The 15,744-nt window shown below is 47.0% G+C and carries 14 protein-coding genes and 2 tRNA genes; 10 read left to right on the top strand and 6 right to left on the bottom strand.

From position 1 onward, the window contains the following. The first annotated feature begins 97 nt into the window (after window positions 1-97). The 6 genes from IEW74_RS11200 to IEW74_RS11175 all read left to right on the top strand — a co-directional run bounded on the left by IEW74_RS11200 (window position 98) and on the right by IEW74_RS11175 (window position 5,777). A complete protein-coding gene (locus tag IEW74_RS11200; RefSeq protein ID WP_188664950.1) occupies window positions 98-1,294 on the top strand; it encodes an LL-diaminopimelate aminotransferase in 1,197 nt (398 codons plus the stop codon). Window positions 1,295-1,339: 45 nt separating this feature from the next. Further along, window positions 1,340-2,632 (top strand): homoserine dehydrogenase, encoded by a 1,293-nt coding sequence (locus IEW74_RS11195; protein WP_188664947.1) that lies wholly within the window; start codon window positions 1,340-1,342, stop codon window positions 2,630-2,632. Between the two features lie 32 nt (window positions 2,633-2,664). Further along, window positions 2,665-3,645, top strand: coding sequence for a class II fructose-bisphosphatase (glpX, locus tag IEW74_RS11190; RefSeq protein WP_188664944.1), 981 nt, complete (start codon window positions 2,665-2,667; stop codon window positions 3,643-3,645). Window positions 3,646-3,658: 13 nt separating this feature from the next. After that, window positions 3,659-5,422, top strand: coding sequence for a single-stranded-DNA-specific exonuclease RecJ (recJ, locus tag IEW74_RS11185; RefSeq protein WP_229734325.1), 1,764 nt, complete (start codon window positions 3,659-3,661; stop codon window positions 5,420-5,422). A gap of 179 nt (window positions 5,423-5,601) precedes the next feature. Beyond that, a tRNA-Glu gene (locus IEW74_RS11180) sits at window positions 5,602-5,677 on the top strand. 24 nt (window positions 5,678-5,701) lie between these two features. Next, a tRNA-Glu gene (locus IEW74_RS11175) sits at window positions 5,702-5,777 on the top strand. A 108-nt stretch (window positions 5,778-5,885) separates the two neighbouring features. On the opposite strand, the gene IEW74_RS11170 is transcribed toward IEW74_RS11175, so the two are convergent. From IEW74_RS11170 to IEW74_RS11150, 5 genes are all read right to left on the bottom strand, one after another. Continuing rightward, the gene (locus IEW74_RS11170; protein ID WP_188664938.1) at window positions 5,886-6,557 is read right to left on the bottom strand and encodes a hypothetical protein; all 672 of its coding nucleotides are present in this window, start codon (window positions 6,555-6,557) and stop codon (window positions 5,886-5,888) included. Window positions 6,558-6,653: 96 nt separating this feature from the next. Further along, window positions 6,654-6,974 carry a peptidylprolyl isomerase gene (locus IEW74_RS11165; protein ID WP_188664936.1) on the bottom strand — a complete coding sequence of 107 codons (321 nt, stop codon included), beginning with the start codon at window positions 6,972-6,974 and terminating at the stop codon, window positions 6,654-6,656. Between the two features lie 98 nt (window positions 6,975-7,072). Then, window positions 7,073-7,246 (bottom strand): hypothetical protein, encoded by a 174-nt coding sequence (locus IEW74_RS11160; RefSeq protein WP_188664933.1) that lies wholly within the window; start codon window positions 7,244-7,246, stop codon window positions 7,073-7,075. A gap of 146 nt (window positions 7,247-7,392) precedes the next feature. Then, entirely contained in the window at window positions 7,393-8,022 is a 630-nt protein-coding gene (locus IEW74_RS11155) for a TetR/AcrR family transcriptional regulator (protein ID WP_188664930.1), read from the bottom strand. 17 nt (window positions 8,023-8,039) lie between these two features. After that, window positions 8,040-8,450, bottom strand: coding sequence for an HIT domain-containing protein (locus IEW74_RS11150; RefSeq protein ID WP_188664927.1), 411 nt, complete (start codon window positions 8,448-8,450; stop codon window positions 8,040-8,042). A gap of 43 nt (window positions 8,451-8,493) precedes the next feature. On the opposite strand from IEW74_RS11150, the gene IEW74_RS11145 reads away from it, so the two are divergent. The 4 genes from IEW74_RS11145 to IEW74_RS11130 all read left to right on the top strand — a co-directional run bounded on the left by IEW74_RS11145 (window position 8,494) and on the right by IEW74_RS11130 (window position 13,110). Next, window positions 8,494-8,832, top strand: coding sequence for a DUF1491 family protein (locus tag IEW74_RS11145; RefSeq protein WP_188664924.1), 339 nt, complete (start codon window positions 8,494-8,496; stop codon window positions 8,830-8,832). Window positions 8,833-8,877: 45 nt separating this feature from the next. Beyond that, window positions 8,878-10,344, top strand: a complete 1,467-nt coding sequence (locus IEW74_RS11140) for an NAD-dependent succinate-semialdehyde dehydrogenase (protein WP_188664920.1) — start codon at window positions 8,878-8,880, stop codon at window positions 10,342-10,344. A gap of 3 nt (window positions 10,345-10,347) precedes the next feature. After that, the gene (gene hisN / locus IEW74_RS11135; protein ID WP_188664916.1) at window positions 10,348-11,112 is read left to right on the top strand and encodes a histidinol-phosphatase; all 765 of its coding nucleotides are present in this window, start codon (window positions 10,348-10,350) and stop codon (window positions 11,110-11,112) included. A 195-nt stretch (window positions 11,113-11,307) separates the two neighbouring features. Continuing rightward, window positions 11,308-13,110 carry a PHA/PHB synthase family protein gene (locus IEW74_RS11130; protein ID WP_308419102.1) on the top strand — a complete coding sequence of 601 codons (1,803 nt, stop codon included), beginning with the start codon at window positions 11,308-11,310 and terminating at the stop codon, window positions 13,108-13,110. A 70-nt stretch (window positions 13,111-13,180) separates the two neighbouring features. Here IEW74_RS11130 and IEW74_RS11125 read toward each other — a convergent pair whose 3' ends face one another. Next, window positions 13,181-15,409, bottom strand: coding sequence for an LPS-assembly protein LptD (locus IEW74_RS11125; protein WP_188664913.1), 2,229 nt, complete (start codon window positions 15,407-15,409; stop codon window positions 13,181-13,183). Window positions 15,410-15,744 lie beyond the last annotated feature (335 nt).

Below are 15,744 nucleotides of genomic sequence, written 5' to 3'. Positions count from 1 at the left end.
GCTTTCCGTTTTGGCGTTCATGTGGTCTAACACATGTCTGCTATTTTGGCGGAAAGCCTATTTTATTTTAACCCTATGAAGAAGGTCTCCTGAGGTCATGGTACAAGATTTTCACCGTATCAAACGTTTGCCCCCCTACGTCTTTGCTGAAGTGAATGCAATGAAGGCGGCGGCGCGAGCGGCGGGGGAAGACATCATTGATTTCGGTATGGGGAACCCGGATACACCAACACCGCCGCATATTGTTGAGAAATTGGTTGAAACGGTTCGTAATCCTAAGACACACGGCTATTCGGTTTCTCGTGGTATTAAAGGCTTACGCAAAGCTCATGCAGAATATTATGAACGTCGATTTGGTGTGAGCGTGGACCCGGAAACAGAAACCGTTGTGACGCTCGGATCGAAAGAAGGTCTGGCGAACTTGGCGTCTGCGATTACCACACCGGGTGACGTGATTTTGGTGCCAAACCCGTCTTATCCCATTCACCATTTTGGTTTTATGATTGCGGGTGCATCTATTCGTAATATTCCGGCTTATCCGGGTGAAGAGATGATTGAGGCGTTAAAGCGTGCTGTTCAGCATAGCTTACCTAAGCCGTCTGCAGTTGTTTTGAACTTTCCAAGCAATCCGACAGCCTGTGTTTGTGACTTGGCTTTCTATGAAGAGATTGTTGATTTTTGCCGTTCTCAGAATATCTGGATATTGTCGGACTTGGCATATTCAGAAATCTATTTTGATGACAATCCGCCGCCGAGCATTCTGCAAGTTAAAAACGCTTGGGATGTGGCTGTTGAATTTACATCAATGTCGAAAACCTATTCGATGGCAGGTTGGCGTATCGGTTTTGCAACAGGTAATAAAGAACTGATCAGCGCGTTGACACGGATTAAATCCTATCTTGATTACGGTGCTTTTACGCCTGTTCAGGTCGCCGCTGCCGCTGCCTTGAATGGTCCGCAGGATTGTGTGGATGAAATCCGGGATATTTATAGAAAACGTCGCGATGTCTTGATCGAAGGTTTGGCTGCGGCGGGATGGGATGTTCCCAGCCCGCCTGCAACAATGTTTGCATGGGCGCCGATCCCTGAAAAATTCGCACATTTGGGCTCTCTGGAATTTTCAAAACTGTTATTGAAAGAAGCGCAAGTGGCGGTTGCACCGGGTGTTGGATTTGGTGAGCATGGCGAAGGTTATGTCAGAATTGGACTGGTCGAAAACGTTCATCGTATTCGCCAAGCCGTACGTAATATCAAAACCTTTATGCGAACGCATAATACGGGCGAAGCTCTGTAAATTTTTTCGATTTTTGTTTTCTTTTGTCTTCAGATTAAGTGAACCATGAATAAACCATTGAAAATTGCCATCGCCGGATTGGGAACTGTCGGCGCGGGCGTTATTAAAGTATTGAGTGATAATAAAGATATCATCACGGCCCGTTCTGGTCGCGCGATCGAAGTCTGCGCGGTGAGTGCTCGTGATCGTCATCGCGATCGCGGCGTGTCTCTGGCCCCGTTTACATGGTATGACAATCCGGTTGATATGGCCCTTGATGACGAGGTCGATGTTGTTGTCGAATTGATCGGTGGATCAGACGGCATTGCAAAAGCATTGTGTGAAAAAGCACTTGAAAACGGCAAGCATGTCGTAACAGCCAACAAAGCCTTGATTGCCCATCACGGAACCGAACTGGCCAAAACAGCAGAGGCCAAAGGTGTCTCGATTATGTATGAGGCGGCTGTGGCAGGCGGGATTCCTATTATCAAAGCCTTGCGTGAAGGGTTGGCTGGCAATGGCGTTGAACGCGTTTACGGTATCCTGAATGGGACCTGTAACTACATGCTGACCAATATGCGCGAAACCGGGCGCGATTTTGATGTAATCTTGTCTGAAGCCCAAGACCTTGGCTATGCCGAAGCCGATCCGACATTTGACGTGGATGGCATTGATGCGGCACATAAACTTGCGATTTTGACCAGCGTTGCCTTTGGTTGCGAGGTGGATTTTGACGGTGTGCAAACCGAAGGTATCCGCCACGTATCGCCCGTTGATATCGAATTTGCCGAAGAATTGGGTTACCGCATTAAATTGTTGGGGATTGCCTCGCGTCAAAATGGGTCGGTAGAACAGCGTGTTCATCCTTGTATGGTGTCTAAAAAGGCGCCAATTTCGCAAGTGGAAGGTGTTTTCAATGCTGTTGTCGTTGAAGGAAACTTTGTCGATCAGGTTGTCCTGCAAGGTCGTGGTGCCGGTGAAGGCCCAACTGCGTCAGCCGTTGTCGGTGATTTGGTCGATGTTGCGCGCGGCGTAAAGGTTCCGACTTTTTCTGTAGCAGCAGATAAACTGGAAAAACTAAAATCAGCACCGTTGACAGGACACAATGGGTCTTACTATGTGCGTTTGATGGTGGTTGATGAACCGGGTGTGTTTGCCGATGTCGCGGGCGTGTTGAAAGCGAACAATGTGTCGATGGAAACAATCGTTCAGCGTAATCGCGCACCGGGGGAGCCTGTGCCGTTGGTTTTGACCTTGCATGAAACCAGTGAACAGTCCATGCTGAATGCATTGAACGGGATTGCCGCCTTGGACAGTGTCGTTGAAACGCCCCGTATGATCCGTATTGAAGATTTCTAGGCGGGCAAAATATAAAATGGAGTGATTGGCTGATGTCACAATTGGCAGGTATCAACCGAAATTTGGCGCTTGAAGCAGTGCGCGCAACGGAAGCGGCTGCGATAGCGTCTTCCTCTTTGATGGGGCGCGGTGATGAAGAACTTGCTGATCGCACAGCCGCCGAGGCCTTGCGCGATGCCTTGAATGCCATGTCACTGGATGGCCGTGTCGTGATTGGGGAAGGGGATAAAGACCATAATCCCATTCTCTATACCGGGGAAAAAGTGGGCCTTGGTGAAGGCCCGAAAATTGATTTTGCCCTTGAGCCGCTGGAATGTATAACGTCTGCGGCAAAAGGCGGGCCAAATGCCCTTTCTATTGTTGCCATGACGGAACGCGGCAAGCTTTTTCAAGCACCGCCGGTCTATATGAATAAAATTGCTGTTGGCGGTGGCTTGCCCCGTAATATTATTGATCTGGATTCCACACCGGAAGAAAATTTACGGGCAATCGCGGATGCAAAAGGTTGCGATGTGTCCGACCTTGTGGTTTGCGTCCTGGAACGCCCACGCCATGTCGGGATTATTGAAAGTATTCGTGAAACCGGTGCGCGCATTAAGCTGATCCCGGACGGGGATGTCTCTGCGGTCATAGCCACCAGCCAACCCTACAGCGGGATTGATGTTTATATCGGTATTGGCGGTGCGTTGGAAGGCGTGCTGGGGGCTGTTGCGTTAAAATGTATCGGTGGTCAGTTTCAAGGGCGACTGGTGTTCAGAAATCAGGATGAACGCCGTATTGCTTTTGAAAGTGGTGTCGAAGATCTGGAACGTAAATATGCGCTGAATGATCTGGTTCAGGGACAGGTGATGTTTGCGGCAACCGGGGTGACGGACGGGGCATTGTTGCGTGGTGTTCAACGTTCTGGCAATAGTGCGCAAACTCATTCGCTGGTTATGAATTCGCGCAGTGGTACGATCCGTTTTATCGAAGCGCACCATGATCTTGCCCGTCTTGGCGTGTTGGAAGAATAGGCGCGTACCAATAGTGTCCTACCTGCTTGATATCGATTCATCCATTTCCGGCAAAAGCTGGCAGGATCGATCCTTTGATGAACGTTTGGCAATGACCTTGTCGCAACGGCTGAACGTGTCGGCCTTGACGGGGCGTGTCATGGCAGCGCGGGATGTGGCGCTGGACGATGCGCAAACTTTTTTAACGCCGACATTACGGGACCTTTTGCCTGATCCAAACCGCTTTAAAGGCATGGCAGAGGCCGTGGATTGTTTGTGTCAGGCCATTCAGAATGATGAACTGATTGCCATTTTTGGGGATTACGATGTAGATGGTGCGACCTCGTCCGCATTGTTTCGCCGTTTCTTAAATGCCGTTGGCGCCAAATCGACCATCTATATCCCGGATCGGCTTGAAGAAGGTTATGGTCCGAATGCGCCCGCGATGGATGCGTTAAAGGAACAGGGTGTCACAACCGTGGTTACAGTGGATTGTGGCACAACGGCATTTGAACCCTTATCCCATGCGCGCGAAATCGGTTTAAATGTCGTCGTTGTCGACCATCACGAGGCCGAGGTGAAATTACCCGATTGTGTGTCGGTGATTAACCCAAAACGTCTTGATGAAGATGGCCGCTACAGCCAATTGGCGGCTGTGGGGGTGACGTTTATTTTTGCCATTGGGATCAACCGCGCTTTACGTGATTCGGGCTGGTTTGTTGATGGGCGGAAAGAACCGGATTTACGTCAATTGCTGGATCTGGTTGCCTTGGGGACCGTATGTGATGTGGTGCCCCTTGTCGGTTTGAACAGAGCTTTTGTGATACAAGGGTTAAAGGTCATGGCGCGGCGTGGCAATCCTGGGTTGGCAGCATTGGTCGATGTTGCAGGTATCAATGAAACACCAGAAGCCTATCATGCCGGTTTTGTGCTGGGACCACGCGTGAATGCGGGGGGGCGTGTCGGTGAATCCTATCTGGGGGCGACCTTGCTTTCGACAGATAATGCCCGTATGGCGTCTGAAATTGCGGCGCAACTAGATGGTTACAATAAAGACCGCAAGGAAATTGAACAGACTGTCTTGGATGACGCAATTCAGCAGGTTGATGGGCAGGAACATCGTGGTGTTGTTTTAGCCATCGGGCAGGGCTGGCATCCCGGTGTGATTGGAATTGTTGCGTCACGTCTGAAGGAACGCTACAGCCTGCCATCCTGTGTGATCAGTTTTGATGAAAATGATATCGGGCATGGATCGGGCCGATCTGTGACGGGGGTGGATCTTGGAACAACGATTATTGCGGCCCGTCAATCTGGCTTGCTGTTAAAAGGCGGTGGTCATGCAATGGCAGCTGGCTTTAGCGTTCATCGTGAGAAACTGGATGATTTTAACGCATTTCTTAATGAACGTCTTTCTCAGCAGATTGAGGAACAGGATATTCGACCGACCTATAAATGTGATGGTGTCATTGCAGCCAGCGCAGCCACACCGGCTTTGGTCGAGGAACTGGAGCAAGTTGGTCCCTTTGGGGCTGGAAACCCCCAGCCACGGTTTATTTTAAACCATATGTCTTTGCAACGCGCTGATGTGGTCGGTAAAGATCATGTACGTTGTTTTTTAATCGATCAATATGGGGTTCGTTTGAAGGCCATAGCCTTTCGGGCCTTGGATACGGATCTCGGGCAGGCGTTGTTAAATCATGGCGGTAAAAAGTTTCATATCGCGGGACGATTGAAACTGGATACTTGGGGCGGGGGAACCTCGGTTCAGTTGCTCATTGATGATGCAGCGTATGCCTGATACGGGTACGCTGCTTTTTTTTATGCAAAATTTTAATCGGACTGTTTCTCTTTAAAAGCGCAGTTTTCTTGATGAAAAGCTCTTTTAAATCATTCGCTTAGAAAAAAAATGACAAAAATGCAATTTTTGTCTTGCGGGGTCGGAAAGCATCGTCTATAACCCGCCTCACCAACGGCGATGACCCCTTCGTCTAGTGGCCTAGGACACCGCCCTTTCACGGCGGCAACACGGGTTCGAGTCCCGTAGGGGTCGCCATCCCGTTGGTAAAAAAATGAATATGACCCCTTCGTCTAGTGGCCTAGGACACCGCCCTTTCACGGCGGCAACACGGGTTCGAGTCCCGTAGGGGTCGCCATTCAAAAAGCGCTGCCAGTTTTGGCGGCGCTTTTTTGTTGTCGATTTTTTTGTTTTGTAGAGGTAAAGATTCGGGGCTTCCTCCTGATAGAAGGGGAATCAAAACGGTTTATTTTTTACGTTGTCTTTCGATCAACTGCCCTTGTCGATTCAGGTTATAGGCATGACATTCCACACCAACGCCGTTGCCAGCCTCATCAGGAGTGGGAATCCCTGTCATAATGGACGGGGTGCGTACATAAAGGCGATAAATGAGCTGAGGTAGCCAAATAAGGGAAGAGGGTGGTTTGGTGGCGACCAGTCGGAATTCATCCTCGCTGTCATAAAAACGGCATAAGCCGCCACCGTCTCCTTTGGAGCCGATGACAACTCCAAGGGGGTAACCGGGATGTTCCAAAAATTCGAACCCTTCGCGTATGCTGATATCATCGCCGACCTGCTCGATAACAATACACTGGGGAATGGTGTCTTCCCATTTGGTTTCCGCAACGCAGGATGCGGCCACACAGCGCGTTCCGTCAATTCCGGCCTGATCGTCCCAATCTGGGGCATAAACGCGTTCCATCGCCTTTATAGAGGCTTTGAGGCAAAGCTCGTCCGCATTTACCGGGATTTCATTTTTTTCGGCGGCTTCTTGTTGAATGCGTGCTTTGATCGGTCTGATAAAGCCATTGGCGGCATTATCAAATTGTGCGGGGGTTGAATAGAAGAAACCATAACCGGTGCCATCAAGTCGTTTTACGAAAATGGCTTCGGGGTGGTCCAGATCAACGCCGCTCATGTTTTTCTCCAAAAAAAATGTTAGTGCACCTTTGGGGGCACACTAACATTTTTAATAAATAACGCGAAAGCGCAAATGAATTTTGCGGCGATACGATTACGCGGTACGCTGGATCAGATGGTAACCAAAATCAGTTTCAACAACGTCGCTGGTTGCGCCGACTTCCATGCTGAAGGCAGCTTGTTCAAATTCCGGGACCATTTGGCCACGACCAAATGTACCGAGATCACCGCCGCTTGCGCCAGACGGGCAATCTGAATGCTGTTGAGCCAGTTCACCAAAATCAGCGCCATTGTCGATTTCGGTTTTCATGTCTTTAATCTGTTGCAGGGCTTCTTCTTTGCTGCGTGTCGCGGTGGAACGCGCTGAACCTGCGTACATGAGAAGGATGTGTGCTGCGCCGACTTGATCAGCCATGATGATATCTCCAATAGCTAGATAAATAATAAGCGCCCCAACATAGGGCGCTTTTGACGGTAATCTACAATTCTCCGCAAAAAAAGAAAAGGGTAGAATTAGGCCGCGTTACATTCAATTTGATTGATTTGGGATTTCGCCTGATTGACAACCTGCCACACATCATTGGCATTCAGGTTATCGCGGGCCATAACCAATTCAACAATCGGATCATTTAGCATATCTTTGAGACGCGGTTCTTCGCCTGATCGCATCCACTTTTTCGATAACATTTCTTTATCCTGCTCTTTTTAGTAATCCCGATGCCGGGGTTTTACAAAGACCGTATTCTCATGCCATCACCCATTTTGATGAGGCATAAAAATAAATATAACGGGAGATCTTTTACAGCTGTGACCTGGATCACACAAATGACAGTTTAGTTAAGATTGCAAAGGGCGAAAACCATTGAAAGAATCATATCGCAGGCCGTGTCAAAATCTTTCTTTTCCAGTTTTTCTTTATCGAGAACAATACTGATTTGTGTGGAAAAGTCGGCATAAGTTTGCGTCATGGACCAAATCAGGAAGAACAGGTGAGGGACATTGACCTGTGCCATTTTTCCTTGTGCGATCCAGCTTTGGAAAATGCGTGTTTTTTCTTCCAGCCACGGGTTGATATCACCGCGTAAATGATCTTTTAGAAACGGTGCACCACTAATAATTTCCTTGGCGAAAATTTTTGATGCTTCCGGGCGGGTGCGGGATAGTTCGATTTTTGTGCGGATGTAGTTTTCAAGTGCGGATTTGGGGTCCTGATCTTCATTAAAATCATCGGCTGCCGTCAGCCATGTTCCAAGAATATTTTCCAGAACTTGCGTATATAAATCTTCTTTTGTGTTGAAATAATAGTGCAAATTGGCTTTGGGGATGCCTGCCCGTTTGGCGATCTCCGCCGTTGTTGCGGCACCAAACCCACGTTGGGCAAAAACGATCTCGGCCGCCTTGAGGATAGCGTCCTCATTGCGTTGACGGATGCGTGATTTTCGGCGTGGGATCATTGTGGTCATGGCAGTGTTTTATCGCTTTAAGCGCGAGATTGCAATTGCTTGAATGCATTTTCCAGTCGATTAAGTGTGTTTTTATCTTCATAGGGGCGGGCAGGGTGTTGTCCCCAGACGGGTCCGGGCCAAGTTTGGTCGTTTTCAAACCGGGCAATGACGTGAATGTGTAATTGACTGACAACATTTCCGAGGGCTGCAACATTTAGGGATTTAGGTGCAAAAATGTCTTCCATGATCTGAGAAACCTGATTGATTTCTGAATATAGTTCAGATTGTCGATCAGCGGGAATGTGATGGAGTTCAGTTAGTCCTTCCATCATCGGAATGAGGATAATCCAAGGGTAATTTGCGTCATTCATCAAGCGCACTTCGCACAAGGAAAGTTTACAAATTTCAAACGTGTCGTTGTCAATTCTGTCGTTTAGTTTAAACATAGGGCTCACTATCATTTTAATTTAATGAAGACCGGAGAAAAACGTGTCGGATCGGCTAAAAGCAGGACTGTGGGTGCAAGCTCAATTGCGTGTTTGCGATATAAAGTTTATTTCTGCAATGGTTATTCGTAAAGGAGATCCTGATTCTGGGTCCGTATTTTTGAAGTTAAATCGTTTTTCAGAAGGTTGTGCCGTTTTTGTGCCTGTAACCACAATTGAGGGAGAACGTGGCTGGATGCATGGCTTGAAAAACGGATTTGTCGATGAACGTGATTGTGACGCCTACATTAACCGACAAGTGGCACGTGACCCGGATCTTTGGGTTTTGGAAATAGAAGATCCGAAAAAACAATACCAACTGGACGCGACACTTGTCGAATAGGCGTGGCTCGGGTAACGTCAAGCAAACGTTTTTCAGGAGGAAAATATGAAACTTACCGATCCAAAATTATTGCGTACTCAAGCCTATATTGATGGTCAATGGTGTGACAGCGATAATGGGGACACGTTTGATGTTTTTAATCCTGCAAATGGTGACTTAATTGCAGCTGTACCGGATTTGGGGGCAGCTGAAACCAAACATGCCATTGATGCGGCTAATTCGGCCTTAGCGTCCTGGCGCTCAAAGACAGCAAAAGAACGCGCAAATATCTTGCGGGCGTGGTACGACCTGATTTTACAAAATCAGGAAGACCTTGCGCAGTTGATGACCTTTGAACAAGGCAAGCCTTTGGCAGAGGCACGTGGCGAGGTTATCTATGGGGCCTCTTTTGTGGAATGGTTTGCAGAAGAAGGAAAACGTCTTTATGGGGATGTCATCCCGGCGCACGGTGCAGATAAGCGGGTAGTTGTCATCAAGCAGCCTATTGGCGTTATTGGTGCGATTACACCGTGGAATTTCCCGCTGGCGATGATTACACGCAAGGTGGCACCTGCTTTGGCTGTTGGATGTACGGCTGTTGTCAAACCTGCAGAAGATACCCCGCTGAGTGCATTGGCCTTGGCGGAATTGGCCGAACGTGCGGGTGTTCCAAAAGGCGTGTTTAACGTTGTCACCTGTAATAAACCAAATGCCGTTGCGGTCGGTGGGGAACTGACAGGTAACCCGATTGTTCGCAAAGTCAGTTTCACAGGGTCCACCCCGGTTGGCAAACTGTTGATGAAGCAATGCGCAGACCAAGTCAAGAAAGTGTCTTTGGAACTTGGTGGGAATGCGCCGTTTATTGTGTTTGATGATGCGGATTTGGATGCGGCGGTTGTGGGGGCGATTGCGTCGAAATATCGCAATGCAGGGCAAACCTGTGTGTGCGCAAACCGTATTTTCGTTCAAGCCGGTGTTTATGATGAATTCGCCCAAAAACTGGCAGATGCCGTTCGGACCTTCAAAGTGGGTTCAGGCGATCAGGATGGTGTGACCCAAGGCCCCTTGATCAATAAAGCTGCGTTGGAAAAGGTTCAAAACCTCGTTGATGATGCCAAAGACAAAGGGGCGAAGGTTGTGTGCGGTGGACAAGCCCATGATCTTGGCGGGACGTTCTATCAACCGACTATTCTTACCGATGTGACAACTGACATGCGCATTGCCAATGAAGAAATTTTTGGTCCTGTTGCTCCACTTTACAAGTTTGAAAGCGAAGAAGAAGTCATCGTTAAGGCCAATGATACACCATTTGGCTTGGCAGCTTATTTTTATGCACGCGATATCGGGCGTATCTGGCGTGTTAGTGAAGGTCTTGAATATGGTATTGTCGGTATCAATGAAGGTATCATTTCAACCGAAGCAGCTCCTTTTGGCGGGGTAAAAGAGTCTGGCATTGGCCGGGAGGGTTCTAAGTATGGTGTCGAAGATTTTGTTGAAATTAAATACCTGTGCATGGGTGGAGTGGATAAATAAAACATGACAACGGAAATCCTTGAGTTTGCGGCAAGTCTTGCTGATACATCCCGCGCCGTTATTGAACCTTATTTCAGGCGGAATGTCGGGGTGATTGATAAAGCCGATGATAGCCCTGTAACAATTGCTGATCGAAGTGCTGAAGCAGCCATGCGCGAACGGATCGAGCAAGCGTTTGAAGATCATGGTATTTTTGGTGAAGAACATGGTGTGAAAGAAGGGGACGGCGTACATACGTGGGTACTGGACCCGATTGATGGCACGCGATCTTTTATTTGTGGGGCACCGTGGTTTGGAACTTTGATTGCTTATTTGGAAAACGGTGTGCCGCAAATCGGTGTGCTGGATGTCCCGATGATGAAAGAACGTTGGGTGGGCAGCCCCAACGGTACAACCTACAACGGAAGCTATTGCCAAGTTCGTACCGGCGTGGATTTGAATCAGGCAAGTTTATTCACAACGGATATAGACCTGTTTACTGAGGAACAGGCCGCAGGCTTTAACCGTGTAAAGGATAAGGTTAAATGCACACGTTATGGAACCGATTGCTATGCCTATGCGTTGTTGGCATCCGGTCATATTGATTTGGTGATTGAGGCAGGTTTGCAGCCCTATGATGCGATGGCATTGGTGCCTGTTATTCAAGGTGCCGGTGGAATCGTCACCGGCTGGGACGGTGAAGAGGTCACCTTAAATTGGGATGGACGCATTGTAGCCGCCGCAACCCCACAGCTACACCAGCAAGCGTTAGAACTCTTGAAAAGCTAATTACTAAGGTGTGCGCTATTTTGTTTCGTGTGAAATCAATAGCTTGTGTGGGTGAAAATGCATAAGTTTATTCTTTGATGAATGATTGACATTATCCTGACAATAAAAAAGTGTGTTCGAAAATTGACATTGAGCACAGAATAGATTGAACTGCACTTGCGTAGTTGAAAAATTAAAAAAAGGGGAGATTTGGGTTTGACTCAAGGACAAGAACAAAACTTGATGAATGTCGATCAACAACAGCTGATGGACTCTATGCAGGATTTTGCAGAGCGTTCTCAGCGTATTATGACAAAGTTTCTTGAGCGTCAGGCTGAAGATGACGGTTTTCAGATTCCAGACCCTTATGTTGTCGGCAAGGCGTTTTTGAAGGCCTCGACACAGCTTATGCAGGATCCGCAGCGTCTTGCGCAGGCTCAAGCTGATTTATGGAAAGAATATACGGCCCTTTGGCAACATGTGACCCAGCGTATGCTCGGGCAGGAAACAGAACCTGTTGCAAAACCGGTTCCCGGGGATCGTCGTTTTAAAGATGAAGCATGGGAAGAAGAAATCTATTTTGATGCGGTCAAACAATATTATCTGTTAACGGCACGTTGGATCAAAAATACGATGTCTGACGTGAACGGGATTGATGAAAGTACGCAAAAGAAAGTTGATTTCTATACTCGTAACTTTGTTCAGTCGATGGCACCAAGTAACTTTGCAGCAACCAATCCGGCTGTGATTAAGGCAGCGGTCGAAACGCAAGGTCAAAGCCTGTTAAAAGGATTTGATCATTTCCTGAAAGATTTGGAAGAAGGTAAGGGCAAGTTGCGTGTCTCCATGACGGATGTGAAGGCATTTGAATTGGGGAAAAATGTTGCTTCAACGCCGGGTAAAGTGGTTTACCAGAACGGCTTGATTCAGCTTTTGCAGTATGAGCCGACAACGGAAAAAGTCGCTAAAAACCCGCTTTTAATCGTTCCGCCGTGGATCAATAAGTTTTATGTGCTGGACCTTCAACCGAAAAACTCCCTGATCAAATGGGCTGTTGATCAAGGCCATACGGTTTTTGTTATTTCGTGGATCAACCCGGATGAAAAACTCGCGCATAAAGACTTCTCCTGCTACATGCAGGAAGGTCCCTTAAATGCGATTGATGTGGTGCAAGAAATTACAGGTGCAGATCAGGTTAATATCGCAGGATATTGCATTGGTGGAACGCTGACAAGTTGCACACTTGCTTATTTGGCGGCCATTGGGGAGGCGGATAAAGTGAAATCTGCAACCTTGTTTACCACATTAACGGATTTTACAGATTGTGGTGAGTTACGCGTCTTTATTGATGAAGAGCAAATGGAAATTCTGGATGCCCATATGGAACGTAAAGGCTATCTGGAAGGGGCGCAAATGTCGCAGGTTTTCAACCTGTTACGCGCAAATGATCTGGTTTGGTCTTTCTTCGTTAATAATTATTTGCTGGGGAAAGAACCATTCCCGTTTGATTTGCTTTATTGGAATTCAGACCCGACCCGTATGCCAGCGATGATGCACAAGTTCTATTTACGAAAAATGTATTTGGAAAATAAGCTCATTGAACCCAATGGAATTGAATTGAACGGTGTGCCTATTGATTTGCGTAAGATCGAAACCCCCATGTATATGATTTCCACACATGATGATCATATTGCACCTTGGAAATCAACTTACTCATTAACCCAGCATGTTTCAGGACCTGTGAAATTTGTTTTGGGTGGTTCCGGTCATATCGCCGGAATTATTAACCCGGAAAATTCAGGGAAATACGGTTATTGGACGAATACAAACAAACCGGCCGACCCGGATAAGTGGCTAGCTGGTGCCAAGCAGAACGAGGGTTCATGGTGGCAAGACTGGAAAAAATGGATTGCCCGACATAGCGGCGGTAAAGTCGATGCGCGCGCGGTGGGGAGCAAAAAGCATAAACCGATAGAAGATGCACCGGGGTCATATGTTAAAGTTCGTATGACGGATTGATTGATAGAAGAGAAAAAATAAAAAGCTGAAGAGAATATTTCTTTTCAGCTTTTTTTATGTATTGCTCTCTTTAGAAGACACCAAAGTCACCAAGGCTTTTAAGTTCAAAACGTAAGGAGAACGTGTCATCCGGTGTCAGGTCGCGATCTTCGGCAAAACTACGTCTGAAATCCAGATAAACGGCTGAGCAATCATCTTCATAAGTAACGCGTGCGCCATAATTGACGTTGCCTTCAGGGGAATTCATCCGGTAAGTGGAATAGGCATTGGACGACCAATTTTTAGACCACTGATTTTCTATTGAAGTCGAGATTTCTTCCCGCGTTGCATATTGCGACCCGCCACCGGCACCTTCGACATAAAGGTGGGAAATACTCATGCGAGAGGAAGAAGGGCCAATGGTCAACGATGTTTCACTTCGGTTTAATGTGAGTTCATCCTTATCCAGTCGATAGCGATAAAGAACATTCAGGAAATCCGTTGGCGCGATGTCAATCCGCCCGACAATATCTGAAAGATTGTCTTCATGGCCTGAGTTGGAGCTATAGGTTTTGTCATCTCGCAACCGATAACTTTGTGCGATTGAGAATAAGCTATAGCCGCCTTCATTTCCATAAACGCCCCAATTCAGGCCATAATCCATTCTGTGACCGCCATCAATGCGGTCCAAACCGGTAAAACGTTTGGTTTTAAAGACATTGGTGTCATCAAATTCAAAGTCCTGGCTATCTTCATTCAAGAAGTCGCGTTGACTGACATTCGGGGCGGCTTTGACCTTGAATATTGGTTCGAAGACCTCATTTACTTTACCGTCCATATGGGTGCGACTAACAGGTTTTCGCCATTCCAAGCTTAGGCTGGGAACAAATTGCGCATCGGTCCCGCTTTTGACTGAAGCACTACTGGCGGCATTGGATTCTGAGGTATAATAGCCTGCTGAAATTAAATTGGCTTCCAGTGTAATCAAATCGCCGGTATTGGATGTATAAGGGACAACCCAGGATGTATCTGCGGCAAGACGGGAGGTCCGAACGTCATTGCGGTGGGAAATATGCATCATGGTGCCGTCTATTTTCCAATAAGAACCACTTTTGGACGGCTGACTCATATATGAAATTAGATATTCCAGCTTGGAATCTTGCAGGGTTTCAGATTTGATGTCACGTTGTTCTTGGTAGGTGCTTAAATTAAGCGTTGTATAATTGCGCTTACGAAACCCTTCGGTATAGAGTTGGGAAATTAATTGTGCATTTTCAGTATTGTCATTAAAGCCATACCGACGCGTATAGGTGTCATCACTGGCAGTATTGACCTCAAAGCCCCATCGCCAAGTGTTATTGATATCAAATTGTCCTTCGCTATCAATATGTCCGCGAATTTCATTTCCGGTATTTCCGGAAGACTGGCCAACTCCACCTTCTTTAATGTAAGTCGCACTTCCGTTCAGGCGTAAATCACCATTCCTTAAGGATTGGCGGTATCCCAATTCCAAAAGGGGCTGATTGTCGTCGAAATACCAGGTTGGGTTTATAGTTAAATCTTTTGACGGATTGATGTTCCAGAAAAAGGGTGTATTCACATAACTGCCGAGAGTGCCTTGACTACCATATGATGGGAATAAAAAACCGGTTTCACGTTTTCGCGAGGGATCAGCATGCCAGAAAATCGGTGTATAAAGGACAGGCACGTCCAAGATTTCGAAAAATGCATCTGAATATTCTATGCGTTGCAATTTGGAATCGTGTTTGACTTCTTTTGCACTGAGTTTCCACAAAAGGGGACGGTCCGGGTCATCTTCACATTTTTTACAAGCGGAATATTCAGCGTCTTTAATGACAGTGAAACGACCATCCTTCTCCCCTTCTTTTGCACGAATAAGAGAGTTGTTTGCAAGACTCAAAACCATTTGGCGTGCAATGCCATGTTTCAAGTCTGACGATATTTCCATATATTCACTTAAGAGGACATTGCCGTCAGGTTCTATCAGTTGGACATTGCCCGATGCGGTTACAACGTCTTTATTTTGATTGTAAGAAACGGTGTCGGCAACGAGAATACGCTCACTATATATAATTTCGACATTGCCACGTGCTGTCAGAATGCCAAGGTCCTTACTATATCCAAGTTCATCGGCAGAAATAGATGATTTTTCCGAATTGGATGAAGGCGCAACCTCGTTTGAATGTGTCGGAAGCTGCTTTTTTGGCTTTGATTTTTGTTGCAACTCTGGTGAGGTAAGAACCGGAGAAGTCTTCTTTTGTACCGGGCTGAACGGGGCGCGTGTGTCAAGAACGCCCATAATAGAAAGCTGAGCACGCGCGTGTGAGGGAGCAAGGACTGCAAGTGCAGAACAAGTTGCAAAAAGTGTGTATGTCACAAATTGCCGTTTTGATGCTGTTTGCTTAAATGCCATGCCCGTGTATCTCAATTTCATGCTTGCCGAACGCGTGGCGGATAGTAGGGGAAACCTATATACCGCGCAAGATGGAAAGAGCATATTTTATCTGGAGTTTCGTTTTGGTTAATTTTTAACTCCAGCGTTAAGATTCTACCCCCTCTTAAGGATTTGTTTGTGAATTTTCATGTATGGTTGAGGGTGTTTGTTGATATTAAACAAGTAGGATACGGGTATAT

Origin of the sequence: Terasakiella brassicae (genome assembly GCF_014641495.1) — a bacterium.
GTDB lineage: Bacteria > Pseudomonadota > Alphaproteobacteria > Rhodospirillales > Terasakiellaceae > Terasakiella > Terasakiella brassicae.
The sequence above is the reverse complement of the archived record's forward strand: the minus strand, read 5'-3'. Positions and strand labels throughout refer to the sequence as shown.